General features: G+C 57.1%; 25 protein-coding genes and 1 tRNA gene. 10 read left to right on the top strand and 16 right to left on the bottom strand.

Translation table 11 applies throughout. From position 1 onward, the window contains the following. The 6 genes from ACNKU7_RS04365 to gltX form a co-directional block, all read right to left on the bottom strand. Positions 1-1218 carry a KpsE/RkpR family capsule polysaccharide export protein gene (locus tag ACNKU7_RS04365; RefSeq protein ID WP_418295746.1) on the bottom strand — a complete coding sequence of 406 codons (1218 nt, stop codon included), beginning with the start codon at positions 1216-1218 and terminating at the stop codon, positions 1-3. A gap of 11 nt (positions 1219-1229) precedes the next feature. Further along, on the bottom strand, positions 1230-1934 hold the full coding sequence (locus ACNKU7_RS04360; protein WP_418295745.1) for an ABC transporter ATP-binding protein: 705 nt from the start codon (positions 1932-1934) through the stop codon (positions 1230-1232). After that, positions 1931-2722, bottom strand: coding sequence for an ABC transporter permease (locus ACNKU7_RS04355; RefSeq protein ID WP_418295744.1), 792 nt, complete (start codon positions 2720-2722; stop codon positions 1931-1933). Before ACNKU7_RS04355 ends, ACNKU7_RS04360 begins: the two co-directional genes overlap by 4 nt. 499 nt (positions 2723-3221) lie before the next feature. Beyond that, positions 3222-3297: transfer RNA gene (locus ACNKU7_RS04350), tRNA-Ala, on the bottom strand. A gap of 163 nt (positions 3298-3460) precedes the next feature. Next, positions 3461-4375 (bottom strand): UTP--glucose-1-phosphate uridylyltransferase GalU, encoded by a 915-nt coding sequence (galU, locus tag ACNKU7_RS04345; protein ID WP_418295743.1) that lies wholly within the window; start codon positions 4373-4375, stop codon positions 3461-3463. A gap of 218 nt (positions 4376-4593) precedes the next feature. Further along, positions 4594-6066: a glutamate--tRNA ligase gene (gene gltX / locus ACNKU7_RS04340; RefSeq protein WP_418295742.1), complete on the bottom strand. Its 1473-nt coding sequence runs from the start codon at positions 6064-6066 to the stop codon at positions 4594-4596. A 332-nt stretch (positions 6067-6398) separates the two neighbouring features. Between gltX and ACNKU7_RS04335 the strand changes: the two genes are divergently transcribed. The 3 genes from ACNKU7_RS04335 to ACNKU7_RS04325 are packed head-to-tail and all read left to right on the top strand — an operon-like array spanning position 6399 to position 10576. Continuing rightward, entirely contained in the window at positions 6399-6938 is a 540-nt protein-coding gene (locus ACNKU7_RS04335) for a hypothetical protein (protein ID WP_418295741.1), read from the top strand. A 43-nt stretch (positions 6939-6981) separates the two neighbouring features. Then, entirely contained in the window at positions 6982-9495 is a 2514-nt protein-coding gene (locus ACNKU7_RS04330) for a TcfC E-set like domain-containing protein (RefSeq protein ID WP_418295740.1), read from the top strand. Next, positions 9479-10576: a hypothetical protein gene (locus tag ACNKU7_RS04325; RefSeq protein WP_418295739.1), complete on the top strand. Its 1098-nt coding sequence runs from the start codon at positions 9479-9481 to the stop codon at positions 10574-10576. Before ACNKU7_RS04330 ends, ACNKU7_RS04325 begins: the two co-directional genes overlap by 17 nt. Before the next feature lie 24 nt (positions 10577-10600). Here ACNKU7_RS04325 and ACNKU7_RS04320 read toward each other — a convergent pair whose 3' ends face one another. The 9 genes from ACNKU7_RS04320 to fliD all read right to left on the bottom strand — a co-directional run bounded on the left by ACNKU7_RS04320 (position 10601) and on the right by fliD (position 16848). Further along, complete coding sequence (locus ACNKU7_RS04320) at positions 10601-11278, bottom strand: fimbria/pilus periplasmic chaperone (RefSeq protein ID WP_418295738.1); 678 nt, start codon at positions 11276-11278, stop codon at positions 10601-10603. A gap of 84 nt (positions 11279-11362) precedes the next feature. Continuing rightward, complete coding sequence (locus ACNKU7_RS04315) at positions 11363-11686, bottom strand: hypothetical protein (RefSeq protein WP_418295737.1); 324 nt, start codon at positions 11684-11686, stop codon at positions 11363-11365. A gap of 354 nt (positions 11687-12040) precedes the next feature. After that, a complete protein-coding gene (gene flhC, locus ACNKU7_RS04310) occupies positions 12041-12604 on the bottom strand; it encodes a flagellar transcriptional regulator FlhC (protein ID WP_418295736.1) in 564 nt (187 codons plus the stop codon). A 12-nt stretch (positions 12605-12616) separates the two neighbouring features. Then, complete coding sequence (flhD, locus tag ACNKU7_RS04305) at positions 12617-12928, bottom strand: flagellar transcriptional regulator FlhD (RefSeq protein WP_418295735.1); 312 nt, start codon at positions 12926-12928, stop codon at positions 12617-12619. Positions 12929-13466: 538 nt separating this feature from the next. Then, positions 13467-13748: an EscU/YscU/HrcU family type III secretion system export apparatus switch protein gene (locus tag ACNKU7_RS04300; protein ID WP_418295734.1), complete on the bottom strand. Its 282-nt coding sequence runs from the start codon at positions 13746-13748 to the stop codon at positions 13467-13469. After that, the gene (gene fliK / locus ACNKU7_RS04295) at positions 13738-14583 is read right to left on the bottom strand and encodes a flagellar hook-length control protein FliK (protein WP_418295733.1); all 846 of its coding nucleotides are present in this window, start codon (positions 14581-14583) and stop codon (positions 13738-13740) included. The genes ACNKU7_RS04300 and fliK overlap by 11 nt, the downstream gene beginning before the upstream one ends. A gap of 89 nt (positions 14584-14672) precedes the next feature. Continuing rightward, positions 14673-15059: a flagellar protein FliT gene (locus ACNKU7_RS04290; RefSeq protein WP_418295732.1), complete on the bottom strand. Its 387-nt coding sequence runs from the start codon at positions 15057-15059 to the stop codon at positions 14673-14675. Next, positions 15056-15472, bottom strand: coding sequence for a flagellar export chaperone FliS (gene fliS / locus ACNKU7_RS04285; RefSeq protein WP_418295731.1), 417 nt, complete (start codon positions 15470-15472; stop codon positions 15056-15058). Before fliS ends, ACNKU7_RS04290 begins: the two co-directional genes overlap by 4 nt. A gap of 17 nt (positions 15473-15489) precedes the next feature. After that, positions 15490-16848, bottom strand: coding sequence for a flagellar filament capping protein FliD (gene fliD / locus ACNKU7_RS04280; RefSeq protein ID WP_418295730.1), 1359 nt, complete (start codon positions 16846-16848; stop codon positions 15490-15492). 273 nt (positions 16849-17121) lie between these two features. Between fliD and ACNKU7_RS04275 the strand changes: the two genes are divergently transcribed. Together ACNKU7_RS04275 and ACNKU7_RS04270 are read left to right on the top strand one after the other, a co-directional pair. After that, on the top strand, positions 17122-18210 hold the full coding sequence (locus tag ACNKU7_RS04275) for a FliC/FljB family flagellin (protein WP_418295729.1): 1089 nt from the start codon (positions 17122-17124) through the stop codon (positions 18208-18210). Positions 18211-18424: 214 nt separating this feature from the next. Next, the gene (locus tag ACNKU7_RS04270) at positions 18425-19528 is read left to right on the top strand and encodes a FliC/FljB family flagellin (RefSeq protein ID WP_418295728.1); all 1104 of its coding nucleotides are present in this window, start codon (positions 18425-18427) and stop codon (positions 19526-19528) included. A 153-nt stretch (positions 19529-19681) separates the two neighbouring features. On the opposite strand, the gene fliE is transcribed toward ACNKU7_RS04270, so the two are convergent. Next, positions 19682-20011, bottom strand: coding sequence for a flagellar hook-basal body complex protein FliE (gene fliE / locus ACNKU7_RS04265; RefSeq protein ID WP_418295727.1), 330 nt, complete (start codon positions 20009-20011; stop codon positions 19682-19684). A gap of 222 nt (positions 20012-20233) precedes the next feature. Here fliE and fliF point away from each other — a divergent pair, with 222 nt between their 5' ends. Genes fliF through fliJ form a run of 5 tightly spaced genes read left to right on the top strand, consistent with a single transcriptional unit; the run spans position 20234 to position 25533 of the window. Next, the gene (gene fliF / locus ACNKU7_RS04260; protein ID WP_418295726.1) at positions 20234-21943 is read left to right on the top strand and encodes a flagellar basal-body MS-ring/collar protein FliF; all 1710 of its coding nucleotides are present in this window, start codon (positions 20234-20236) and stop codon (positions 21941-21943) included. Beyond that, a complete protein-coding gene (fliG, locus tag ACNKU7_RS04255) occupies positions 21936-22970 on the top strand; it encodes a flagellar motor switch protein FliG (RefSeq protein WP_418295725.1) in 1035 nt (344 codons plus the stop codon). Before fliF ends, fliG begins: the two co-directional genes overlap by 8 nt. Then, positions 22963-23634, top strand: a complete 672-nt coding sequence (locus ACNKU7_RS04250) for a flagellar assembly protein FliH (RefSeq protein ID WP_418295724.1) — start codon at positions 22963-22965, stop codon at positions 23632-23634. Before fliG ends, ACNKU7_RS04250 begins: the two co-directional genes overlap by 8 nt. Beyond that, complete coding sequence (fliI, locus tag ACNKU7_RS04245) at positions 23615-25072, top strand: flagellar protein export ATPase FliI (protein ID WP_418295723.1); 1458 nt, start codon at positions 23615-23617, stop codon at positions 25070-25072. The genes ACNKU7_RS04250 and fliI overlap by 20 nt, the downstream gene beginning before the upstream one ends. Then, positions 25069-25533, top strand: a complete 465-nt coding sequence (gene fliJ / locus ACNKU7_RS04240) for a flagellar export protein FliJ (RefSeq protein WP_418295722.1) — start codon at positions 25069-25071, stop codon at positions 25531-25533. Before fliI ends, fliJ begins: the two co-directional genes overlap by 4 nt. The last annotated feature ends 23 nt before the right edge of the window (positions 25534-25556 follow it).

The following is a 25556-nucleotide window of genomic DNA, read 5'->3' as shown; positions in this document are numbered from 1 at the left end:
TTACACACGGTGGTCGCGGATACTGGCCACAAGCATTTTGCCAATGCCGTAGATGAGCAGCAGGATCACCGCCAGGCTCGCCAGGTTATACAGCTTGTGTGGGTACTCCGCATCCTCCGCCAGGGAGGGCTGACCGATTACCATGAGGTGTTTGAGCTTGCCGGAAGCCTCCATCCGCGCAGTTTCCAGTGCAGTAAGTGAGGCCTGGTAGGCATCCATCGCGAACTGCAGGTTCAGCTGCAGGTTCTGAAAGTGCGCATTCAGACTGTTCAGTCGTTCTTCACCGTCGTCCTTGGATACGCCAACCAGGCGGACTTTTTCCGACTCAATCTGCTGCTCCAGTGATTTGATTTCTGACTGCAGCGATATGACCTGTGATGAGTCGGAGTGCAGGTAGGTCTTGGCGGCGGTCAGCTTGGCACGCTGCTCCGCCAACTTGGCCTCCAGCCCCTGAATAATGGCGCTGATACCCTTGGTGAGTTCTTCCGGGCTCACCACATTATTGCTGTTCTGGAAGTCCAGAATCTGTTGCTTACTGGTGCGCAACTTCCCTTGGGCAAGCTCAAGTTCGCTACGCACAAAGGCAACCTGTTTGTCCGCAAGCTGGTTACTGATGGCATTGACGAAGTCTTCCGACTTGCGGATAACGGTTTCTACCAGTTGGCGGGCAAACTCCGGCTCGAACGCCTGCATCTCAATGGTGATGATCCCTGTGGTTTCATCATGCCCAACGGCAATATGACTGCGATAGTACTCGAGATAGTCTTCCTGGGAAGCATCCGCGGCGAGGCGGGAAAACATGTCGTAGCTCCCGCTTTTGTAGTAATCCGCTAACCCCAGTTCGCTGTCGAGGTACAGTGCCATGTCCAGCGACTGGATATAGTTCACTACCAGGAACGCATCCTGAGTGTCCGCACCTGCACCCGGCACAAGAAAGCTCAGCGAGGAAGATACGCCCGCATTGCTGCTGCTGTCTTTCACAATAATCTGTGCAGAACTCACGTAGCGGTCAGATACCCAGAACAGGTAGTAACCACTGACCAGCAACAACGGCAGCAGGATAGCCAGCAAGGGGCCACGCCAGCGCTTCAGCTTCACCGGGGCGGCACCTGCACTCGCAGATGATAGCTTGCCCAGGATCCGGCTAGCCGTCAGTGCCGCTTTTTTTTCAGCAGCCGCTTCGCGCTCAGCTGCGGGAGGTTTTTCCACAATTTCCATAATGCTTTCTTTTATGCACCCGTTACTGCTTTATTGGGCCCCTGCTGCGCCGGCTTGGGCAGCCCCTGCTCATACTGGTCTATGGCCTCGTTAACGGTGTCGTATATCTGCAGACCTGCCGGCCCAAGGTAAATGCCAACATCGCAATTCTTTCTTAAAGTGGACATGCTGTGCGCCACAATGATGAAGTTCGCGGTTTTGCGCTTTTCATTGATGATTTTTTCGCACTTGTGCTTGAAGTGCGCATCGCCCACCGACATCACCTCATCCACTAGGTAATAGTCGAAATCCACTGAGATGCTCAACCCAAACGCGAGGCGCGAGCGCATACCGGAGGAATAGCTCTTTACCGGCGCATCGAAATAATTGCCGATTTCGGCAAATTCCTGCACGCGATCCAGCACCTTGCGCTTGGCGCTGCCCCAGATCCCATGAATGCCACAGATAAAGGCCGCATTCTCACGACCGGTCATACTCCCCTGGAAACCGCCGGACAGCCCCATGGGCCAGGAAATGCGCTGATCGGTGATCACCCTGCCGGAATCCGGATAATCGATCCCGCCCATAATCCGTAAAAGTGTTGTCTTGCCCGCACCATTGCGCCCAAGGATTCCGATATTTTTTCCCTCGGGAAATACCGCATTTACGTCACGGAACAGCACCTTGCGGCCCGCTGGCGTACGGAATGATTTGGTGAGATTGCGCAATTCGATCATTGGCTGCGCACCAGGTCGCGCCACTGGCTGCGGTAGACCAGCAAGCCAAAGGCCAGCATTACCAACGAACTCGTTGCCAGGTACGGCAAATTGGCAAACATGCCGTGATAGCTGGCGAACAGCCCTTCACGTGTGAGCTCAATCATATGCAGCAGGGGATTCCAGGACAGGTAGCCGTGATACTCCTGGGGCACCTGCTCAAGCGAAAAGAAAACACCGGAGATAAAGTACAGCGGGCGCACAATCATGGGCGCAAACTTGGCCACTTCGGGAAATTTAGTGCCCACAATGCACATGGTGAGACTGATACCCAGGCAAAACCCGAAGAACAGCAGGTTGACCACCACCAGCAGCAAGAAATCATTGAAACGGGCGGTTACCCCAAACCAAGCCAGGATGCCCAGCAGCGCCACTAGGCTAAACAGGTAGATAGCGAATTCCAGCAGCACCCGGCTCAGCACCGCATCAAACGGACGCAACTGCCGGTAATTGAACAACCCGCGATTGGACTCCACCGCAGCCAAGCCCTTATTGAAGCACTCGCTGAAAACAATAAATGGGGCGATACCCGCCAGCATGAACAGCATGGTGGGTATACCAGGATAAAACTCCCCGCCGGCAAAACTGAAGATGACCGCGAGCAGCATGATATGCATCGCCGGCTCCAGCAGCACCCACGCGTAGCCAAGACGCCACTTGCCAAAGCGGGTCTTCATCTCGCGAATAAGGAGCGCGCGGATCACATCTCGCTGGATCTGCCACGGGTTACGCTGGAAGGTTGGATACATTGAATTTGATCTATTGGATTCTTATTACATCACCGCCAACAGGCCCCCAAGGCGGCTCCCGGTCAAGGGAAAATTCCTGCAAAGAGATCCTTCTCTGCGCTCACATACGACATTTCGGAAATGTGATGCACGTCTATGCAAGCAAGCAGAAAATTCTACCTCAAAGCCTCTCCGCGATCATCCGTAATTCAGCTACAAGAGGCTGCTTTCCGGAAAAATCTGTGACCAGCAGGACAACGGGGAAACAGCCCCCACAAATCTGGCCAGTAATAATTCAGCAGAAACAGAAAAGGCCGCACTTTTTAGCCTCGCTGGGTAATTCACGCTCATCTGCGCGGGATGATTCGCGAGCCCTGCTCGCTCACCCCTTCGGGGTCGCCTTCGGCGCTCTGCGTCGCCGCAAGCGGCTCCTTGTGAACCGGAGCTAAGCCTCGATCACAGGCAGTTCTGCCAAATACGAAAAAGGCCGCACTCGAAAGAGTGCGGCCTTTTTCGTATTTGGTGGAGCTAAGCGGGATCGAACCGCTGACCTCAACACTGCCAGTGTTGCGCTCTCCCAGCTGAGCTATAGCCCCAAATTGGGTTGCTTTCGTGTTTGCGTTTCCCCCGAAAGCGAGGCGCATTTTAACAGCGCTCCCCCGGGTGTCAACAAGAAAAAACAACTTTTTAATCAAATAGTTAGCAAAATCTGTGGACGCGGAGTCAAGGCATGTTTCCGCGCCCACTTTGCGAAGCCGCTTAAGCCGAGACTTCTTCACGCTGCGGCTTTCGCGCCAGTAGGTATTCGCGCAGGCCATCGCCCACTTCCGCGTGATGCAGGCCGTATTCCAGCTGGGCTTTCATATACCCGAGCTTGTTACCGCAGTCATGGCTGTGACCCACGATGCGGTAGGCGTCTACGGTCTGGACTTTCAGCAGTTCATCAATGGCGTCGGTCAGCTGGATTTCACCGCCGGCCCCCGGCTGGGTTTTTTCCAGCAAATCCCAGATTTCAGCTGGCAATACGTAGCGGCCTACTACCGCCATATTCGACGGCGCCGCATCGACACTCGGTTTTTCGACCATACCGTCGATCTTGGCTACGCTGCCCACGTGCAGCTCCGCCCCCAGGCAGTCCACCACTCCGTACTTGCTGACGTCTTCCCAATCCACGGACTCGACCATGATCTGGCTCGCCTTGGTCTGCTCAAAGTTGCGTACCATGGCGGCGAGGTTGGTGGTGGTCAGGTCGGATGCGTACTGGTCAATCAATACGTCCGGAAGCAAAACGGCAAACGGGTTGTCGCCCACTACCGGGCGCGCGCAGGAAATCGCATGACCGAGGCCCTTGGCTTCCGCCTGGCGCACGGAAATGACCGTCACGTCTTTGGGCACGATGGAGCGGACTTCATCCAGCAGCTGGCGCTTGAGGCGATTTTCCAGCTGGGCTTCCAGCTCGAAGGAGGTGTCAAAGTGGTTTTCGATCGCGTTCTTACTGGCGTGGGTAACCAGTACGATCTCTTTGATCCCGGCCGCCACTGCTTCGTTGACCACATACTGGATCAGCGGCTTGTCCACGATCGGCAGCATTTCTTTGGGGATGGCCTTGGTGGCCGGCAACATACGGGTCCCAAGACCGGCGACGGGGATCACTGCCTTTTTAACATTGGTCATGTTTTATCCTTTTTTTTAAGTTACTTCCTGGTTAATCCATTAATTCCAGATTTTGCCGCATTCTAACCCTCATATGAGACAAGTGTCACACAGGCGTGCATTCAAACTTTGCCGGTTTGTGTCTCACTAAGAGGCACAGGCAAAAAAAATGCCACCTTATTGCATGTGGCATTTCTTTTGCGCGATCAGTCCCGGGCGGAGCCCGGGACTGTGGCGCATTACAGGGACGCGTATTCCTTTTCCCAGCGCTTGAGCACTTTCTTGCCAGCACCACCCAGCACATCGATGGCCTGGCGCAGGCGCGCCCGGCTCAGGTCTGCACCCAGCAGATCCATCGCATCCATCACTGAGAAGGACGCGGTGGTACCGCTGACGGCGACGAACAGCGGGGCATTGAAGTCTTTCAGCTTGATATCCATCGCCGTGGACACCGCCTTCACCGCCGCGAAGATCTCGTCTTTGCTCCAGGTGCGCAGGGCTTCCAGGCGCCACAGGGTGAACTGCAGGACTTTCTTCTGCTCTTCCAGGTCCAGCTTGTTGTCGGCGAAGCTGGCTTCAGTCAGCGGCAGCTTGCCGGCGGCCAGGAAGCTCACCAGCGGGGCGAAGTCTCCGAAGGTCTCCATGCGGCCTTTGGCGTGGGGCAGTACTTTCATCAGGTTTTCGCGGTTGAGCAGCCAGGCCTGCAGGCGATCCGCCAGGGCCGCGTCTTCCAGTTCGCGAATCCACAGGCCGTTGAGCCAGCTCAGCTTCTCCACGTCGAATACCGGGCCGCCCAGGGAAACCCGCTGGATGTCGAAGTGCTTGAGCATCTCTTCCAGGGTGAACTTCTCGCTCTCGTCGGGCATGGACCAACCCATGCGGCCGAGGTAGTTCAGCAGGGCTTCCGGCATGAAGCCGGCGCGCTGGTAATAGAGGATGGAGGTCGGGTTCTTGCGCTTGGACAGTTTGGTTTTGTCCGGGTTGCGCAGCAGCGGCAGGTGGCACAGCACCGGCATTTCCCAGCCGAAGTATTCGTACAGCAGCTTGTGCTTGGGCGCGGAGTTGATCCACTCCTCACCGCGCAGGACGTGGGTGATCTCCATCAGGTGATCGTCCACCACGTTGGCCAGGTGGTAGGTGGGCATGCCGTCTGACTTGAGCAGTACCTGGGCATCTACCTGGGCCCAGTCGATCTCGATGGTGCCGCGCAGCAAGTCTTCAATCACGCAGGTGCCGCTCTCCGGCACGTTCATACGTACCACGTAGGGCTCACCGGCCGCCTTGCGCTTGGCGACTTCTTCTTCCGGCAGAGCCAGGTCGCTGGGCTTCAATGTGGTGCGGCCCGCTTCCTGCAGGCCGGCGCGCAGCTGCTCAAGCTCGTCGGCGGTGCGGTAGCAGTGGAACGCGTGGCCTTTCGCCACCAGCTCATCACAGTACTTCTTGTAGATGTCGCCGCGCTCGCTCTGGCGATAAGGACCGTGGGGGCCGCCGACATCCGGGCCTTCCTGCCACTCGAGCCCAAGCCAGCGCAGGCTGTCGAGAATGGCCTGCTCTGACTCCGGGGTGCTGCGAACCTGATCCGTATCTTCAATGCGCAGAATAAACTGGCCGCCCTGGGCCTGCGCAAAGCACTGATTGAACAGGGCAATGTAGGCGGTACCTACGTGGGGATCGCCGGTGGGAGAAGGAGCAATACGGGTTCTTACGGTCATGATTCGCCTGACAGGGTTGGTTTGGGTCAATTGGCTGACTTTGAGGCGCGGCATTATATCGCCCGGAATCACTAGCGCACAGGGTCAAGAATATTAAGTTGCCCGGCCTCCCTTTCGCGACTTTTTATGCCTAAAACGCATCCCCAAAATATGAACCTATAGACAGCCGAACAAAATCCGTGACTCCGATCACAAAATAAGTATTATTGCGTCTGGAAAGACCAAAGTGGGGAAAAAAACGCCAACTTCTTCGAATAGGCGACACGGCGCAGCGCGGAAAGCAGTGCCCCATACCCCATATAAGAATGACTTTCAGGATTAGGGATAAAGAGATGAAACCATTTGTTCGTTATCTGATTACAGCTTCTATCGCCGTTGCAGCAGTAAATGCCAATGCGCAGGTTACTACAGCGCAGTCAGACAAGACCGATATCACCGTGAGCTTGACCCTGCCCCAGCTGATCGAATTGGAAGGTTTGAACGATATCGCAATTGATGCCGGTAGTTTCCTTGGTGACAACGCCAGGGGCAGTGATAATTTTTGCGTGGGTGGTTACGGCTACTCTACCTATTCCATCCAGTTCGACAGTGCCAACGCAAACGGCACCCAGTTCCGGATGGTTGATGGTGGCGCTACAAGCTACGTCAATTACAACGTTGATTTTGCTAATGACCTGACCAGTGTCAGCCATGTCTCCGCAGAGTCTGGGGTAGCCTTGACCGGCAACGAACGCGGCGCGGCCAATGTCGCTTGTGCCACCAGCGGCGAGAACCGCCAGCTGCTGGTCACTGTGCTCCAGGCCGATTGGGAAAACGCGAATGCACTGTCCACATTCAGCGATACGCTGACTGTAACCGTAACTGCCGAATAACTCCCCCGACAACGACCGCCACAGGCGGTCGTTCTCTACCATTATGAACCAGACCACCGCGCGGGGTATTCTCGCGCTGGCATTGATGTTCTCCAGCTGGGCAAACCATGCGACGGCCACCACTGCATTTACCCTGGAGACAGCGATTCCAGAAGGGTTTGCCGATCTGGCCGCCCCTCAGCAACTGGTTGCTGACCTCTATTTTGGTAATCGCTCCCTCGGCACTGTGCAGGTTTTGGTGACGCCAGAGTCGGTACAGTTTCTCGACCCCAACCGGGTTATTGAGCTGCTGCCGCACACCCTCGCCCCGGAAACCGTCTTATCGCAGTTATCCACACCGCAGCAAAAAAACGCCCACCGCGTCTGCTACACAAAACAACAGGCAAACTGCGGCGTTTTATCGCCAGAAACACTGGCGATTATTTATGACGACAGCAGGTTCAGAATTGACCTTTTCCTGTCGCCAGAACTGCTCCCGCAAACCGCGGCCATCAAAGATCCCTTTCTGCCAGAGTCCAGCAGTGAAGTATCTTTTGTCCAGAATCTTACAGGCAGCTGGTCCGGGGTTCATAACGACGGGGGGCAATCGCTCCAGAACAATGCTTTGTTCGGTCAAAGTATTCTGAGTTTCGGCGAAAGCGGCCTTCACAGCCAGTGGGCTGTGGATAACCTGTCTGGCAGCCAGGTATATCAATTGCACTGGTCCCGGGACTTTCAGGGTAAATCCTATTCCCTGGGGTTGATCCAACCACAGAACCAGTACAACAACATCAGTTCCAGCCCCTATTTTTACGGCGTTGAATACCGTTCCTCGCTCAATAGCCGCACCGACAGGGTTTATCAACAGGGCGCGCAGCTGGAAGTGAATATGCCTGTGCGAGGCCGCGTCGAATTGCGTAAAGACAACCGGCTGGTGCACAGTGAATTTACCGAGGCCGGCAACCAGCTCATTGACACCAGCACCTTGCCCGGTGGTGCCTATACGCTGGACATCCGAACACTGGATGAAAGCGGCCGCCTTATTTCCGAGTACAGCCACTTTTTCGCCAAGGACGCCATTTTGCCGGCACCAAACGAGTGGCAGTGGAGCCTGCAAGCGGGCACCCCGGCACAGATCCGTCAGGACCGGGTTATGCCAGATAGCTCGGAAACTTACTTGGTACAGGGAACGCTTGCGCGGCGACTGCTGGACAATGCCGGCCTGTTTACCGGATTTGCGGCGACCGAAGCGGAACAAATTTTCGAACTGGGCTCCCGCTGGGTCGGTGAACGCCTGGAAATTTCCCCCAGCGTACTGACCACGCAGGATGGCAGGTACGGCTACCGTGTTTACGGAAACCTGCAAACGCCATGGCTGTCCTTGAGTGCTTCCGAGGCGTTTCTCGAAGACAGCCAGGACACGAGTCCAATGGAATACTCGTTACTGAGCCAGGGTTACCGGCAACGCAATGCCATGCTGGGCACTTCGGTCTGGAACGGGCAACTCTCACTGCGCTACCAGGAAAGAAACGCCCCGATATATTTCGATTCACAAGAGTTCACTCTGGATACGGCGACAACAGGTGCCCGCCGCCTGAAGACTCTGCAGTATCGGAAGAATTTTTTCCGCAACCGCTTTTGGCAGGGTGATTTCGTGCTTGCCCACAATGATGCGGATGGCGAACAGCTTTCCACCTTAACGGTTCAATTCCGCTTCCAGGACGGCAACTGGACCCATGCCACCAGTGCAAGAGCGGATGCAGGGCGAACCGACGACCAGAACACCCGCTTGGGCTTTCAGTCCCGCTGGCGAGACGGTGATCGCTGGGACGCCGAGGTCAACCAGGACTTTTCAGGTGAGGTCAGCGCCGATGCCTATTTACTCAGCAGCAATACCCGCATCGCCGGGCATCGCGGGCAAGTGACCTCCAGCGTGAATTTTCGCGATACATCCCAAGGCGGCAATACGAGTAAATCCCTGAACTATCTGGGAAGCTTCAGCACCAGTATTATTGCCAATCAATCCGGTGCGGCCTGGGGTGGCGAGCGCGCACTTGACAGCGCGCTGCTGGTAAATATTGATGGCAGCCCGGACCAGAATTTCGAAATCCTGGTGGACGGTGTACGGCGCGGCTATGCAAAAGGCGGCGAACGCTCGGTTGTAAACCTTTCCGCATTCCAGAGCTATGACATCAGCGTAAAACCTCTGGGCGATGGTTTCTTCGAATACCAGGACAACCAGGAATCGGTAACGCTCTATCCTGGCAACGTGGCAGATGTCGATTACAAAATTCGCCCGCTGATCCTGGTAATCGGCCGCATCTTTCGCGCCGGCGCCCCAGTCACCGGCAAGAAAATATCCATTGGCGAGTACACGGCCGTCACTGATGACTATGGCGTGTTTCAAATGGAAATGTTCGCCAACCCGCAGACTATGCGTGCACCCGATGTGCTATGGAACGGTTGCCGGGTTGCACTCCCGGAGCAGGAAGCTGGAGATAATTGGTTGAATTTAGGGATAGTTGACCTCGATCAGGCCGTATGCGAGAAGGAGGCACCTCATGTCGCCAACCGCTAGGCTAGTCCTGCTAGTTTTAAACGTTGCTTTGCTGGCGCTCACGGCAGGGAACTCGGCCGCACAGAGTACCAATGCAGATCCCTGTGGCAATGGGGCAGCAATACCACTGACAACCGAAAACAACTACGACCGCAACCGGTTTGTTGGCGTATGCGGGCTGGAAAACAATACGCTCACCTTCACCCATAAAGATACTCCCGGCTATCTGGGAGAGTATCCTTTTTCAGTGCGCAGCTGTTTTGTCGAATGGGGTGAAATCTGTACCACAGCCCTGCCCTATACCGTAATCATTTCAGGTGAATACGATAAAAAAGAAGAAGGCTTTATTCTGCGCAGGGACAGGGGGCAAGGTAACCAGGCCACCAATATCAATATCACCCTATCCAGTGGCGGAGTGCGCCATTTGATACCGCCGGAAACAGAAGTGCCCGCCGCCACCACCGGCGATGGATCAGTGTCTTCCATGTTTCCCGGAGGCACCAATGGCATGCAGGTCCCGGTCGCGCTGTCCGTGCAATTAGTCGACCCCAACGACAAACTGAAACCTGGCGTTTATTCTGGAACCTTCACCCTGTCCATATATCAATGCGGCACTTATGCGGGGAGTGGCTGGCAATCAGTCTGCAACGGTTCGGTTCGCTACACCTACCTGGAAAACATCGTTTTCACCATCGAACTGCGGACGGAATCCACCATTGACCTCAGCGGCGTAGAAGATATTGCCCTGACGTTCACACCGGGAGAAGGGGCTTCCGGTAGTACACAATTTTGCGTAAGCAGTAGTGGCGGCGCCCTTTTCCGCATTACGGCCGACAGCGCCAATGGCAACGGTCAGTTTATTCTCCAGGGCAGCGACCAATTGGAGTACTCTACCCAGGCAAAACACCTTCCCAGCGGTCGCAGTGAGCAATTACAGGAGTCACAGCCCTCCCCCGGCTGGCCAGGCCATACCGACAGCCAGTGCCAGGGGAATACCCAGGAGAATATGGAAATACTGATCAAGGTCGATCAATCACAGATTAATCAGGCTCAAGATACCCAATACCTGGATACCCTCACCCTGACGGTCGAACTTGAGTAACTGGAAAACAGGTGTAGTTGACGTCTAAAGGGGAAGGCGCACTTCTTCGCTGATTCGCCCACGCACCTGAAGGCGTAAATAGCCGCCGGAAACCTTTTCGTCGATCGGCAGACTTGCGCCTGCATAAAGCCGACCTTTAACCGCCAGCGGTTTACAGCTGTCGTCGGAAAGGCAGTGCTGAACATCCCCCACCTCCACATTGACATTGCCGTTATTCACCAGCTGCCACTCACCACCGTGGTTTTCCACTGCTATGTGATACATGCCATCTTCGGGCTGTACAAATACCAGGATCTGGTAAGCAACCAGGACTTTCAGTGCGGAGCGGTCGGTTTTGACATCCCCTACCACGGGTTTGAAGGTCACTCGATAGACTTTTTCCCGCTCAAGGTTTTGTTCAAGCGACATCAGGCGGAAGCGCTTTTTCTCTCCCGATCCGATTACGGCGCGCGCCGGGCTGACCAGCAGCTTGAACTCTTTCGGATCCACGACCCTGACTCGGTTCTCGTTGGGCATACCCGGGTTATCCACACGGTAGATCTCTGTTTGCAGGTAGAGGGTTTCCTGATCTGGATTTGTGACCAAAACGTCTTCCCGCGAGTTGGGCTGATCGTTCAGGTGGACGATTATTTTGTCCAACGACATCGCAGCCAATACCGGTTGGGCGAGCAGACACAATAGAAGCGCGGTGATCTTTTGCATGAAACCGTGTAACCGTCCGAAAGGTGAGCAACCAGGGGGCATTCTATCCCCGCCTCCGCGAGCGGGCCACCTTTCCGCGCCATGCTACTCGGCAACAACAAATACCAGCTTGCCCATGGTTGACGTCGGTAATGGGATACAGTGCTGCCCCGGCTTACCGACTGAGCGTGTGTCGGCGCCCGGGGGCTGATCCATATCGCGGACATACACATGGTATGTCCAGGCCGGAACATGGTTGAGGCATAGCAGATCATCACTTCCAGCAGCGGCTGTGGACAGCGTGACCCGAGTGGGCAGGGTTAATGTAATCCGCGCGGTTGCCCGGGCGGTGGTTTCGGTTTTTCCTGGCGGTTGAGGAACCACCACCAGCAGTAGCACCGTTGCCACCTTTATCCCCGCATATTTCATAGCGCGTTTCCCCGAGCCCGACATTGGCAGCCGACGCAAACTCCGCGAATCCGGTTTGTCGCCCAGCAATATCCAGTGTAGCCAGCGGCGTTGAACCGGTTTTTTACGGCCAGTTGCGTTAGGCCGCCATTTCTTTATTTATGAAGATATCGGCGGCAGGCAACGGAACTTTAGCGAGAGCGGGCACGGTATTCCGCGCTGCAACACATGCAACAGGAAATGCAGCGCCGCATGGTGACGGGCTGGCGTAGCGTATATGGGTGTGGATGGGAAGACAGGTTGGGGGGGCGGCGGGAACCACAATCGCTCTCTAGGATTTGATACCCGCCAAACGGCGCATGCTCTCTGTCGGCGTTACACAGCCGCTGCAGCACTTTGCTCGCTGAGCATCTGGGCCGCGCGCCGCTTGCGTGTCTTGCCAGCCCGGGATGGCGGCTGGCAGATACCGCAGACGAAGTTATGACTGGGCGTGTGCGCATGATTCACAAAATGGCCAGAACAGCTGGTGCATGCGGAAAGCTCAAACAGGCCACTCTCAAAAAAACGCACCAGGGTCCAGGCCCGGGTGAGCCCGAGTACCGGCTCTTCGCTTTCTTCTTCAGTCAGTTCCATATACAGGCGGTACGCCTTGATGAACCCTTCCATGCGTTCGCAGCCCTGCTCGGCAGTCAGGCGCAGGTAAATTCCGTAAAACAGCGACGCGTGAATATTCGGCATCCAGGTGGTAAACCAATCCGTGGAAAACGGCAGCATCCCCTTGGGCGGTGACATACCCCGCACTTCTTTATAGAGGCGGATCAACCTGCCGCGACTGAGATCGGTTTCAGATTCGAGCACTTGCAGCCGCGCATTCAACTCGATGAGTTCGATGGCCAGCTTAACCTGCTGCATTTCATCGAGCAGACTTTTCTCAGACATAGCGGCGCCTACTCAATTCACACAGGGTGATACCGAAGACATCAGAAGAGCCGCATGTATGTGCTCCAGCCCTTCCGCGCGTTTATTCGCGGTAACCTGTTCCAACTGGTTGGCATCTTCAATGTTCAACCGGAACAGTAACTGATTGGAGCGCGCCAGCTTCGTCAGCTGTTTCGCGGTGAGCGAAGCCAATACACCGGCCATAGACTCATCGAGCTTGAGCCGGAACAGGGCGGTGGCGTAGTCATCCTTGAGCAAGCGTTGTGCCAACAACAGGTAACTGAGATTGATATCCTGAATCTCACTAAGTGCACTATCAAACATGATACAGCTTAACTCCTTACTTCTTTTTATTCGTGCCAAGCCGTGACCTGGCCGCGCTTAAATTCTCGTCAGAAGCAAAGGGAGTCCCCCAAAACCGCATCCATTCTGCTGGTCAAAGTGACAGTCGTTTTCGATCACCGGCAACCGGTGTAATCCGCTGTCCCATATCCAGTTACCATCCCTGGAATCAATGGTGAATCGCACTGAACGTTGCTTGGCAACCGCTAAGAAATGCAGATTCACCCTGGAAGATTCCACTTTGCGCAGCGCGCAATGAAGAAGGGCCACGCCGCACAGTTCAAACTACCCCTAGAACCGTACGGGTATATGAGGAAGACAATGCTGATGGAACTACGACCCGAGTGACCGAGTGAACTTCTCCACAACAATTCCTTGACGAAGATCACAAAAAACTAGTGATTCACGTCACCCTTGACGGAAAAATTACCATGTTAGCCCTATGTAGTTACATCTTTTTTTATCTTTTTTAAGAAAAAACATTATTTCGTGACTTTCTGTTACTCAGGGTGAGCAAGTTTTACTCTCTCTGAATTTGGCCGCCAACCTCATCCAACTGCCGTGCCCAGATCAAAATTTCGGCAACAGCCTGATAAAGGCGATCAGGAATCTGCTCGTCCAAGTTCAACTGCATCAGCAGCGACACCAATTCCGGCGCATCGTGCACATAAACACCCTGCTCTTTGGCGGCGTTTATAATTTGTTCAGCCACGCCCCCGTAACCGCTCGCCACAACCCTAGGTGCACTTTCTTTGTCGCCGTAGGCCAGGGCAACGGCGCGACGACGCGGGTTATCCTTCATTTATAGTCCCGACAATCAGTTGAATATCACTGAGTCCAATCGCTGTGAGCTGATCACGCAACTCAGCAAGCCATCCGGTAACGAGATCTTCTGCAACTTCACTGGCCGGCACGACAATAAGCTTCAGGCTATCGCCGCGCAGGTGCAACTGCACCGCCAATTTACCCAGATTCGGCAAGGCTAGAGTTAAATCCGCCTGCCAGACAGCAGCGTCTTCATGTTCAGCGTGCTCCTTCTGTTCACCTTCCGACGAGTTACTGCACACATCGCCAACGATTTGCTGATATTCCAAACGAATTTCCAAATGCAGCCCCGGCCACGCATCGCCATCCCAACGCAATTGCGGCACGGCGAGTAATTCAAACTGCTGCCGTAGCAGTCCTCGCATTGCTTCATTGTTGAGGTGATCCGATATACTGGGCAGCGCCTTGTGCTGCAGGGTCATCTGCAGCTCTGCGGGGAGTTTTCCCCAGTCCCACTTTCCCTGGTAACTGCGCAAAAGGTGGGATTCGTAAAACAGCCCGCTGTTTTCCACAGTGCGCTGCAGATTGAAGGCCAAGTTTTCAGCACTTTGATCGCCCGCTGGTAGCAATGGCGCCGCGGGACGAATAACCGGCGCACTTCTGGCATGTCCATGAAACAGTTCAGATAAAAAACGCGCGGCGCCGCTTAGCTGGGTATGCACCGCGTTGCTTTCCAACGGAGGAGAGACGTACACCGAAGCCCCACCGGATGCTTTGCCCAGTTCGCTATAGAGTGCAGGATTAGAGCGCGGGTCGAGGCGGGAGTCACTCCGCAGTGCCTGAATGGCTTCGGTGGGAACCAGCGGCTTCACTGGTGCGGGTTGCCGCTCCGGGGAGGCGGTATCCACCCTCTTGCCCAGGACCTGGTGCAGGAGGGTATCCAGTATCGGCGTTATGCCACTCACCGGGTGCGCGAATCCATCGGAATCAGTGCACCGTACGATCGGGAGAGGTCGCGCTTGCGCTGATTCACGCCGATAAGCTGCTGCAGCTGATCCTGGCGTTCGCGCAAGCGACGGCGAATTTCCAAATCCTGAGCCAGAATCTGCTCCAGCAGTTCTGCCTTGCGCAGGCGCTCGTTCTCATCGAGATCCAGATTGGCTTCCGCTGCGGCAATCGACTCAACTTCAATGGCATAACAGGTCTGCTCTTCCACCAGGTTAAACCAGTCATGTTCCCGCACCCATGCCAACATCCGCGTCGAGCGAGCAAGGAGATTGGCGTAGGCGGCCAGCAGGCGCGACGGTGTTGTCAGTGGGCAGCTGTCGACGATGTGATGATTTTTCATGCGGATTGCAATCCAGGCTCAATGGCTTTCCATGCCGATGCCAGGTCCGCCAGAAGACGACGGGCTTCGAGCAGCGCGGCACAGTCGTCGTGCAAATTGGCCTTAAGCAGCTGGCGGGCTATGTAGTCGTACAGTGCCGCCATCTGTTCTGCCAGCTGGCCACCCTGCTCCCGGTCAAGCGCTGCCAGCAGGCCGTTATTCACGATATCCAGCGCCTTGGAGATCGCCCGGCCTTTCTCCGCCAGGTTGCCATCCTTCATATGCACCAGTGCGGTGCCAATCGCGGTATCAGCGCCCTCGAACAGCAACACGATCAGGCGGTGAGGACTGGCCGACAACACATCGCTTTCAAGCCCGACTCGGGCATAACTGGCGGCGCCGTAAGCGCGGCCAGCGGATCCTTTTGAGTACAACTAAGACCTCTCTGCTTTTATTGCTTTAACTGGGCCGCCAGCGCATCAAATTGCTGGGTCAGGTAGGAGCTTGTGGAATTCATCTGTGCAATCAGGCTATCGAGCTGGCTGAACTGGGTGCGATAACGCGCAACCGTGCTTGCGATCTGGGACTCGATACTCTCATAGCGCCGATCCAGGGATTCGATACTCGCCTCCAGGCCGCTGGTTGCGTTTTCAAGCAACCCGTCCTCTTCGGTCATGGCACTCAGGGCGCTCTCGATACGATCAGCAAATCCGTCTTCGCTATCGTCACCAACACCCGCGAAGAGTTTGCTCAGGTCGCTGAGGTTGTTCGCCACCAGGTCTTCGACCTTTTCTTCATCCAGGGTCAGGGTGCCATCCAGTTCCAAGGTCATGCCCAGGTCCGCCAGCGAGGAAAACACATCGCTGTCCAGTGAACCGCCAATCAGACCGCGCAGGCGCGACTCCACACCGCGCACCGTAGCATTACCCTGAAGAACCCCGCCGGAACCTGACGCGCTGTCGTATCCGGTCAGATCCGACATGAGTTCCTGCAAATTGTTATACGTATCGACGAAGGTATTCAGCTTCTTTTCTATACCCGCGGTATCCCGGGTTACTTCCAAAGTTGCGGTGCCGGTTTCTTCCAGATTCAGGGTCACGCCCTGTATCGCATCCTCCACCTGGTTATTTTGTGACTGAATTGCAATGCCGTTGACGGTCAGTTCTGCGTTCTGTGCGGATATTTCTGTCGCGCTGTCGAGCGACAATACATCTCCAAACCCACCAGTGCCGAAATCGATGGCACTGATCGCTGCTTCTGTACCGGTATCCGCCGAAGAAAACACCAGTCGATACGGCGTACCGCTACCATCGTTAACGATGGAAGCCACTACACCGGCATCGGCCTCATTGATTGCGTCGCGTAGATCTTCGAGCGAGCTGTCAGCATCATCCAGGGTGACACTGAACGTATCGCCACTGCCAAGGGTAAAGCCGATGGTACCGCCACCGAGCTGTTCTGTTTTATCGGCTATACCCTGTGTTGCTATGCTGTAACTTTTCGCGCGTTGGGTAACTTCGATTTCGTAATTTCCCACCGGGGTCTCTTCGCCAGCGGTAATCGTCAGGGCTTCACCACTCAGATTGGTTTTCACCCCGGCAAAATCCTCTGCTTCGCTCAGCGCTTCCGCTGCGTCCTTTACTTTGTCCAGTGCGCTTTCCAGATAGCCAAACGCAGAAATTTTTGTCTCATAACTTTGCTGCTGACGCAGGACTGGTGTGAGCTTCTCGCGCTCTGCGGATTCAAGCTGATCCAACAAGCCGCCCAAATCCAGACCGGAACCAATACCCAAAGATGAAATGGTAGCCATCAACGCTCCCTTTTAATTCAACACCACAGACTTTTTTACTGCTACTAACGGACGCCATGTATTGCGAATTACCGCGGTTAGTTACCACATCGGCCATTAAAGCCGCGACTTTAGGGCTTATCGAAATAAATTCGCCGAAACATGGCCAGCCAGGCCAGTTGCACAGATTTTCATTCAAAACCCTAAAGCCAGCGACTTGCCGGCCGAAAAACGAAGTAACGGCCAGCGCCGTTGTATTCAAATTCAAACGGTGACATACCGAGGGACACAACTATGTCAGTGATCAATACCAATATCACGGCCATGATCGGCCAGCAGAACCTGAGCAAATCCCAGAGCGCCCTGCAGACTTCCATGGAGCGTCTGTCTTCCGGCCTGCGCATCAACAGCGCCGCCGACGACGCCGCCGGTCAGGCCATTGCCAACCGCATGAGCTCGCAAATCACCGGTCTGGCCCAGGCCCAGCGCAATGCCAACGACGGCATCTCTGTAGCGCAGACCGCAGAAGGCGCACTGAACCAGGTCAACGACAACCTGCAGCGCATCCGCGAGCTGAGCGTACAGGCCCAGAACGACACCAACTCCCAGAGCGACCTGAACTCCATTCAGGACGAGATCAACCAGCGCCTGTCCGAGATCGACCGCATCTCCTCTGAAACCAACTTCAACGGCGTACAGGTACTGGCCGAAGACCGCGGTTTCACCATTCAGGTCGGCGCGAACGATGGTGAACAAATCACCATGAACCTTAAGCAGATCGATTCCAGCACCCTGAACCTGGACACCTTTAACGTGAACGGTTACGAAGGCACACTGACCGCTTACACTGACGGCGATATGAAAGACGGTGAAGGAGATAGCATTGCCGCGGCTACCGTTACCGTTAACGACAATGGTACCGGCGGCTTCACCATTGACGGCAATTTGTACCAAGATGACAACGGCAACTGGTTTGCTCAAGGTACCGATACGAATGGCGATACTTATGCTATCGCGATCGACAGTAGCGACATGGCTATCGACGATGCAACAGACTCCCTCACTGTAACAATCAACTCTGACGAAGCGACCCTGTTAACTCAGGCTTCCTCTAGCCCGCTGGCCGCCCTGGACTCCGCACTGAGCGACGTGGATGCCCTGCGCTCCGACCTGGGTGCGATCCAGAACCGTTTCGACTCTGCGATCAACAACCTGAGCACCACCGAGACCAACCTGTCGGCGGCGCGCTCGCGCATCGAAGACGCGGACTACGCAACCGAAGTTTCCAATATGACTCGCGCGCAGATCCTGCAGCAGGCCGGCACTTCCGTACTGTCGCAAGCCAACCAGCTGCCGCAGAGCGTACTGTCTCTGCTCGGCTGATCGGTAAAAATCTTGTCTGACTTTCTCTCCTTTGGGGCCCCATTCCGGGCCCCTTTTTTTTGGCCCGCCACAGCTATATCCACAATTTTCACTTTCTGAAATGCGAATTTTTTCCGCAGGCGCCTAAAGTCTTGGGGAGGCTCGCCGACATTATTAGTAACGGCCCGCGCCGTTGTATTCACATTCAAACGGTGACATACCGAGGGACAAAACAATGTCAGTGATCAACACCAATATCACGGCCATGATCGGCCAGCAGAACCTGAGCAAATCCCAGAGCGCCCTGCAGACTTCCATGGAGCGTCTGTCTTCCGGCCTGCGCATCAACAGCGCCGCCGACGACGCCGCCGGTCAGGCCATTGCCAACCGCATGAGCTCGCAAATCACCGGTCTGGCCCAGGCCCAGCGCAACGCCAACGACGGCATCTCTGTAGCACAGACCGCAGAAGGCGCACTGAACCAGGTCAACGACAACCTGCAGCGCATCCGCGAGCTGAGCGTACAGGCCCAGAACGACACCAACTCCCAGAGCGACCTGAACTCCATCCAGGACGAGATCAACCAGCGCCTGTCCGAGATCGACCGCATCTCCTCTGAAACCAACTTCAACGGCGTACAGGTACTGGCCGAAGACCGCGGCTTCACCATTCAGGTCGGCGCGAACGATGGTGAACAAATCACCATGAACCTGAAGCAGATCGATTCCAGCACCCTGAACCTGGATACCTTTAACGTAAACGGTTACGAAGGTTCTCTGACTGCCGTAGCCGCCGATGACAGCTTCACCACCGACGACGGCACCGCAGTCGAATACAACGCGTCTACCGCAGTGTCTATCCAGGACGCAGATGGCAACACTGTTACCGGTACTCTGAGCACTGACGACGACGGCAACTACTTTGTGACCGACTCCGGCTCTGGTGATGTCTACTCCGTAACCGATATGTCCATTGCCGATTCCGGTACCGATACCGACACAGACGGCACAAACGATGCGGCCATCACAGTTACCGTTGATGCGGACACCGCGCTGTCTGCAAAATCCAGCAGCCCGCTGGCCGCCCTGGACTCCGCACTGAGCGACGTGGATGCCCTGCGCTCCGACCTGGGTGCGATCCAGAACCGTTTCGACTCTGCCATCAACAATCTGAGCACCACCGAGACCAACCTGTCGGCGGCGCGCTCGCGCATCGAAGACGCGGACTACGCAACCGAAGTTTCCAATATGACTCGCGCGCAGATCCTGCAGCAGGCCGGTACCTCTGTACTGTCCCAGGCCAACCAGCTGCCGCAGAGCGTGCTGTCCCTGCTCGGCTAATACCATCCTCTCGGGGCGTACCGGCCCTGATTCTTCGGCCCCTTATGGGGCCTTTTTTATGTCCGTAAAAAAGCGGCTGGATCGATAACTCGAACGCCGCTCTAAACATCATCGCGCAGACTGGGGAATTGGCGCTTGCGCCTGAATCCCTCACTACACCTGCATATTCATAATGTCTTTATATGCATTGAGTAGGCGATTGCGCACCTGCACCCCCATCTCAAATGCAATGCTGGCCTTCTGGCCTGCAATCATCACTTCATGCAGCGCGACATCGGCATCGCCGGCCTGAAAGGCACGCGACTTCGACGCGCTCTCATTCTGCAACGTATTGATCCGCTCAAGGCTGGCACGCAGCGCAGCACCAAAGCCGCCACCCACCGCGAGATCGACCCGGGTATTTTTACCGGCGGCTTCTCCGGCCAGGCCCTGCAAATTGTTGATCAGGAATTGCATCTGCACAGAGGAGGTAGGTGTGGTCATGATCGCATCTCTTGTTATTCCGCAGCGCAAAGGTATCAGTGCCGGCGCGCAACCCAAGCGGCCAATTAGCGGTAAAAAAATGGGCTTTTCTTCCCTTTACCACTTTGCCGGCTGTCGATAATCAGCTCAGCTTCCAAAACCGCCTTCAAAGTAGGATGAATCAGCAGTAATGCCTTCAACAAACCGAACGAAGCCCAGTGTCCACTGCGGAGATGCCCCGTGATGAGCAGCGCCAACCCGAGCGCAGCCGCGTCCGCGCAATCCATAAACCAGCTGTCTGCGCGACTGCTGGGTAACCCGCTGATCCCGCTACTGGTGGCCGGTGCTGCCGCCATTGCACTAGTCGCCGCTGTATTGCTGTGGTCACAGGCTCCACAGTACCGGGTACTGTTCAGCAACCTCAGTGAGGAAGACGGCGGCCGCATTATTGGTGAACTGGAAAGCCGGGCGATCCCCTACGAATTCAGCCAGGGCGGCCGCACCCTGCTGGTACCGGATGACCAGGTCTACCGTTTGCGCCTGCAGCTGGCCGAACAGGGATTGCCCAGCGGCGGCAATACCGGTTTTGAAATCATGGATCGGCAGGCCTTCGGTATCAGCCAGTTTGCCGAGCGGGTCAATTTCCAGCGCAGCCTGCAGGGCGAACTCGCCAGCTCCATCGAATCCCTCGGCCCGGTCACCCGCGCGCGGGTACACCTGTCCATGGCCAAACCTTCCGTATTTATTCGCGAGCGCGAACCGGCCAAGGCGTCGGTCATCCTCACCCTGGCACCCGGCCGCGTACTGGGCGATGGCCAGGCCGCGGCCATTGTGCATCTGGTATCGAGCAGCGTGCCCGATCTCAGCGCAGACAATGTCACGCTGGTAGATCAGAACGGGCGCCTGCTCTCCCGTCCCGGGAGCGATGAAAACAGCCTCGACGGCACCCAACTGGATTATGTCCATACGATTGAATCCAGTTATCAACAGCGCATCGAACGCATCCTCGAACCAATGCTCGGCAGTCACAATGTGCGCGCGCAGGTGACCGCGCAGGTGGATTTCGACCGACGCGAGGAGACCAGCGAACGCTTCAGCCCCAACCAGGACGGCCAGCCTGCCGCGGTGCGCAGCAAACAGCACAACAGCGACTTCAACGGCGACGCCGCCAGTATCGGCGGTATTCCCGGTGCGCTCACCAATACCCCGCCGGGCAGTGCGCCCTCCCCAATCGACGGTAATGGCCAGGCGAAAAAAGATGGGGAAGAAAACACCGCAGACCGCAGCCGCCTGCGTCAGGAGCAGCTGGTCAATTACGAAGTGGATCGCGATATCACTCACATCCAGCGCCAGCGCGGTCGCGTCGAGCGACTGACCGCGGCGGTAGTGGTGAATTACCGTGACGTGACCGATGAAAAAGGCGTGGTAACCCAGGCGCCCCTGAGCGATGAGGAGCTGCAGCACATCGAGCAGCTGGTGCGCCAGGCGATGGGCTATTCGGAAACCCGCGGTGATGGACTGGAAGTCGTCAACAGCCCCTTCTCCCCAAAGGAAGAAAACGTATTGCCCGAACTGGCCTGGCATGAAGACCCCTTCTGGCGCCAGCTGATGCTGGCACTCGGTCGCTACCTGCTGGTTGGTATCACCCTGCTGTTTGCCTTCCGCTGGCTGGTGCGCCCAATGGTGGAACGCCATCTGCAACTGCGCGAGGCCATGCCGCCTCCTGCGGCGATACCGGCACCGCAGCAGAACACACCGGTTCCGGCCAACGTGCCGGGCGAAATTGTCGCGGACAATGAAGCTCAACAGGCAGAGCCCCCGGAACCACAGCCCCGCCGCAAGCGCCGCTCGTCAGTCTACGAGCAGAACCTGCTGGATCTGCAGGGTATGGCGAAAGAAGACCCGGCCATGGTGGCCATGATCGTACGCAGCTGGATAAGCCAGAATGACTAACAACGTACATTTACAGAACGCGGTGCAACGCGAGAAAAAGATGAGCAACCTGCGCCGCAGCGCCATCCTGTTGCTCGCATTGGATGAAGACGCCGCTGCAGAAGTGTTCAAGCACCTGAGCGCGCGCGAAGTGCAGGACATCAGCCAGGAAATGGCCTCGCTGCGCACGGTCACACATGAGGAAATGCGTACGGTGCTGCGGGATTTCCATGTGGAGTCCGAGGAATTCGGCGCGCTCAACCTCTACTCGAGCGACCGTATCCGCGCAGTGCTTACCAAGGCGCTCGGCAACGAGCGCGCATCAAGCCTGCTGGAAGATATCTTCGAATTGACCACCAGTGAATCGGGTATCGACGCACTCAATATCATGGATGCCAATACCGTGGCAGAAATGATCCGCGATGAGCACCCGCAGATTATTGCCACCATTCTCGTGCACCTGGAGCGGCGCCAGGCGGCCGCGGTACTGGAATACTTTGAAGAAAAACTGCGCGAGGACGTGGTGCTGCGTATCGCCACCTTCAGCGGTGTACAGCCAGCTGCGCTGCAGGAACTCACCGAGGTGCTCACCGGCATGCTCGACGGCCAGAACCTGAAACGCGCGAAGATGGGCGGCGCCCGCACCGCGGCGGAAATCCTCAACCTGATGAATTCCAATGCAGAGGAAACCGTCATAGACCGTGTGCGCGAACACAGCGAAGACCTCGCGCAAAAGATCATCGACGAGATGTTCCTGTTCGAAAACCTGCTGGACCTCGACAACCGCGCAATCCAGCTGGTGCTGAAAGAAGTGGAGAACAAACAGCTGGTCACCGCACTCAAGGGCAGCAACCCGGCACTGCTGGAAAAATTCCTGCACAACATGTCGAGTCGTGCCGGCACCCTGCTGCGCGAGGAGCTGGAAGCCAGTGGTCCGCTGCGTATGTCCCAGGTGGAGCGCGAACGCAAGGCCATACTGCAGATCGTGCGCCGCCTGGCCGATACGGGCGAAATCGTCCTGAGCGGTGGGGAAGAGGTTTATGTCTGAAGCAATCGCCTGGCGCCGCTGGCAGCCTGACGACCTGAGCGGAGAGCGCGCCCGGGAAAGGCGCGACGCCGCCCAGCGAACGCTGGCAGAAGAACTGAAGGCCCTGCGCGAGCAGGCCCGCGCAGAGGGCCGGCGCGAGGGATATGACGTGGGCTTCGCTGAAGGCTACGCCCAGGGTACGGAAGAAGGTCGCCTGGCTGGTAATGCGGAGACGGCGCAGCAAAGGGAAGTGCTACTGGCGCCCCTCGCCGAGCTCGCACGCAGCTTCAGTGATGCGCTGGCCTCCCTTGATGACGTCATTGCGGAAGACATCAGTGCGCTCGCAATAACCGTAGGCCGCCAGCTCGCCGATGACGCCCTGCAGGCACAGCCACAGCAGGTGGCGGAGCTGGTGCGGGCACTGCTGCGGGAAGAACCGACCCTGAATGGCGGCACCCGCTTGTGGCTGCATGCCGAAGACCTTGCGCTGGTGCAGCAAGTCCTGGGCGCCGAACTGGAGCGCGCCGGCTGGCAACTGGATCAGGATCCACGCATTGAACGCGGCGGCTGCCGGGTGACCACCGTCAACAGTGAAATTGATGCGAGCCGCGAAACCCGCTGGCAAGCGCTGCTCGCACGGGTGCGCCCGTGTGCGGGCAACACACATGCAGACGCCTCACTTTGACCACCACCGCAATCACATGAGCAACACGGCAATCACCGATACCGCAACGCAGGCCAACGGCCAACCGCACCAGGCACGCTGGCGGGCTGCGCTTGAGCGTACCGCGGCACGCGCGGAACAGACGCCGCGCTACCGCAGCAGCGGAAAAATCGTGCGCGCCACAGGCCTGGTTCTGGAAGCGGTCGGCCTGAAGATTCCACTCGGTAGCGGCTGCCAGATCGAGCTCACCGCGCCGGGCACGGAAACCCCAACCTATGCGGAAGCCGAAGTGGTCGGCTTTACCGGGGAGCGCCTGTACCTGATGCCACTGGAGGAGATCAGTGGCCTGATTCCCGGCGCACGCGTGTTTCCCCTTGGCGGCAGTGGTGCGCGCCGCTTCCCCCTCGGCGAACAACTACTGGGGCGCGTGGTAGACGGCAGCGGTCGGCCGCTGGATGGCGGTCCTGCACTGGACGCCTCGGTGAATGGCAGCCTCGCAGCCGTACCCATCAATCCACTCAACCGCACGCCGATCCGCGAGCAGATCGACGTGGGCATCCGCGCAATCAACAGCCTGTTAAGTGTCGGCCGCGGCCAGCGCCTGGGTCTGTTTGCAGGCTCGGGGGTGGGCAAGTCGGTGCTGCTGGGGATGATGGCGCGCTACACCAGCGCGGAAGTGATCGTGGTCGGCCTGATCGGCGAGCGCGGCCGCGAAGTGAAAGACTTTATCGACAACATCCTCGGCGAAGAGGGCCGACGCCGCGCCGCGGTGGTGGCCGCACCGGCGGACACCTCGGCCCTGCAGCGATTGCAGGGCGCGGCCTACGCCACCCGTATTGCCGAATTTTTTCGCGATCAGGGTAAAAATGTTTTGCTGATCATGGACTCCCTCACCCGCTATGCGATGGCACAGCGGGAAATCGCGCTGGCCATCGGCGAGCCACCGGCCACCAAGGGTTATCCACCGTCCGTGTTTGCCCGGCTGCCAGTGCTGGTGGAGCGCGCCGGGAACGGCGAAAACGGTGGTTCCATTACCGCGTTTTACACCGTCCTCGCCGAGGGTGACGACCAGCAGGATCCCATTGCCGATTCCGCCCGCGCGATTCTCGATGGCCATATTGTACTGTCGCGCTCGCTCGCGGAATCCGGTCACTACCCGGCGATCGATATCGAGGCCTCTATCAGCCGCGCCATGAGTGCGATCGTTGACGGTACCCAGCAGCGCCGCGCGCAGCGATTGAAGCAACTGTTCTCCCGCTACCAGCGCAACCGCGACCTGATCAGTGTGGGTGCCTACAGCCCCGGTCACGATCCGCAGCTGGACCAGGCGGTGCAGCGCTACCCGCATATCGAACATTTCCTGCAGCAGGGTATGGAAGAGCGCGCCGACATCCAATCCACCGCCGCCGCCATGGCGGCGCTACTGCCCGATAGCGCAAACGCCGGAGTACATTCGTGAGCCGACCCGCACCACTGGATTTCCTGATCGACCAGAGCCGCAAGGCCCGCGACAGCGCCGGGCGCCTGCTGGCGGAAGAGCGCCAGACCCGCGAACAAACCTCGGGTCAACTGGAAACACTGCAGCGCTACCGCCGCGAGTACAGCGAGCGCCTGCACCTGGCCATGACCCAGGGAATCAGCACTGCCACCCTGGACGATTACAACCGGTTTATCCGGTCACTGGACAACGCCATCGAGCGCGCCCGCGCGGTGCTCGCGCAGCAGCAGGAGCGCGTGGACGCGAGCAGCGAACACTGGCGGCAACGCCAGCGTGAACTGTCCTCTTTCAGCGCACTCGAATCCCGTCGCACGCAACAGGAACAACTGCGGGAACAGCGCCGCGAGCGCCTGCAAGCCGATGAAATGACCCAGAACCTGCTCGCCCGCCGCCCACAAGCGGGCGGGCAGAATCCGTTTTAAGCAGCCTACGAGGCATTTCAGGA

Origin of the sequence: Microbulbifer weihaiensis, from assembly GCF_048323715.1 — a bacterium.
In the GTDB taxonomy this organism is placed as follows: domain Bacteria; phylum Pseudomonadota; class Gammaproteobacteria; order Pseudomonadales; family Cellvibrionaceae; genus Microbulbifer.
This window is presented reverse-complemented; position numbering and strand designations above follow the sequence as displayed.

What these genes read in the sequence shown, in the direction of transcription:
- ACNKU7_RS04325 (WP_418295739.1), top strand. Translation starts at nt 9,479, where the DNA reads ATGTCGCCAACCGCTAGGCTAGTCCTGCTAGTTTTAAACGTTGCTTTG.
- ACNKU7_RS04290 (WP_418295732.1), bottom strand. Translation starts at nt 15,059, where the DNA reads ATGAAAAATCATCACATCGTCGACAGCTGCCCACTGACAACACCGTCG.
- ACNKU7_RS04320 (WP_418295738.1), bottom strand. Translation starts at nt 11,278, where the DNA reads ATGCAAAAGATCACCGCGCTTCTATTGTGTCTGCTCGCCCAACCGGTA.
- ACNKU7_RS04275 (WP_418295729.1), top strand. Translation starts at nt 17,122, where the DNA reads ATGTCAGTGATCAATACCAATATCACGGCCATGATCGGCCAGCAGAAC.
- galU (WP_418295743.1), bottom strand. Translation starts at nt 4,375, where the DNA reads ATGACCAATGTTAAAAAGGCAGTGATCCCCGTCGCCGGTCTTGGGACC.
- ACNKU7_RS04365 (WP_418295746.1), bottom strand. Translation starts at nt 1,218, where the DNA reads ATGGAAATTGTGGAAAAACCTCCCGCAGCTGAGCGCGAAGCGGCTGCT.
- ACNKU7_RS04250 (WP_418295724.1), top strand. Translation starts at nt 22,963, where the DNA reads ATGTCTGAAGCAATCGCCTGGCGCCGCTGGCAGCCTGACGACCTGAGC.
- gltX (WP_418295742.1), bottom strand. Translation starts at nt 6,066, where the DNA reads ATGACCGTAAGAACCCGTATTGCTCCTTCTCCCACCGGCGATCCCCAC.
- ACNKU7_RS04360 (WP_418295745.1), bottom strand. Translation starts at nt 1,934, where the DNA reads ATGATCGAATTGCGCAATCTCACCAAATCATTCCGTACGCCAGCGGGC.
- ACNKU7_RS04315 (WP_418295737.1), bottom strand. Translation starts at nt 11,686, where the DNA reads ATGAAATATGCGGGGATAAAGGTGGCAACGGTGCTACTGCTGGTGGTG.
- fliF (WP_418295726.1), top strand. Translation starts at nt 20,234, where the DNA reads ATGAGCAGCGCCAACCCGAGCGCAGCCGCGTCCGCGCAATCCATAAAC.
- ACNKU7_RS04335 (WP_418295741.1), top strand. Translation starts at nt 6,399, where the DNA reads ATGAAACCATTTGTTCGTTATCTGATTACAGCTTCTATCGCCGTTGCA.
- fliE (WP_418295727.1), bottom strand. Translation starts at nt 20,011, where the DNA reads ATGACCACACCTACCTCCTCTGTGCAGATGCAATTCCTGATCAACAAT.
- flhD (WP_418295735.1), bottom strand. Translation starts at nt 12,928, where the DNA reads ATGTTTGATAGTGCACTTAGTGAGATTCAGGATATCAATCTCAGTTAC.
- fliI (WP_418295723.1), top strand. Translation starts at nt 23,615, where the DNA reads ATGCAGACGCCTCACTTTGACCACCACCGCAATCACATGAGCAACACG.
- ACNKU7_RS04270 (WP_418295728.1), top strand. Translation starts at nt 18,425, where the DNA reads ATGTCAGTGATCAACACCAATATCACGGCCATGATCGGCCAGCAGAAC.
- ACNKU7_RS04300 (WP_418295734.1), bottom strand. Translation starts at nt 13,748, where the DNA reads ATGAAGGATAACCCGCGTCGTCGCGCCGTTGCCCTGGCCTACGGCGAC.
- fliG (WP_418295725.1), top strand. Translation starts at nt 21,936, where the DNA reads ATGACTAACAACGTACATTTACAGAACGCGGTGCAACGCGAGAAAAAG.
- ACNKU7_RS04355 (WP_418295744.1), bottom strand. Translation starts at nt 2,722, where the DNA reads ATGTATCCAACCTTCCAGCGTAACCCGTGGCAGATCCAGCGAGATGTG.
- ACNKU7_RS04330 (WP_418295740.1), top strand. Translation starts at nt 6,982, where the DNA reads ATGAACCAGACCACCGCGCGGGGTATTCTCGCGCTGGCATTGATGTTC.
- fliD (WP_418295730.1), bottom strand. Translation starts at nt 16,848, where the DNA reads ATGGCTACCATTTCATCTTTGGGTATTGGTTCCGGTCTGGATTTGGGC.
- flhC (WP_418295736.1), bottom strand. Translation starts at nt 12,604, where the DNA reads ATGTCTGAGAAAAGTCTGCTCGATGAAATGCAGCAGGTTAAGCTGGCC.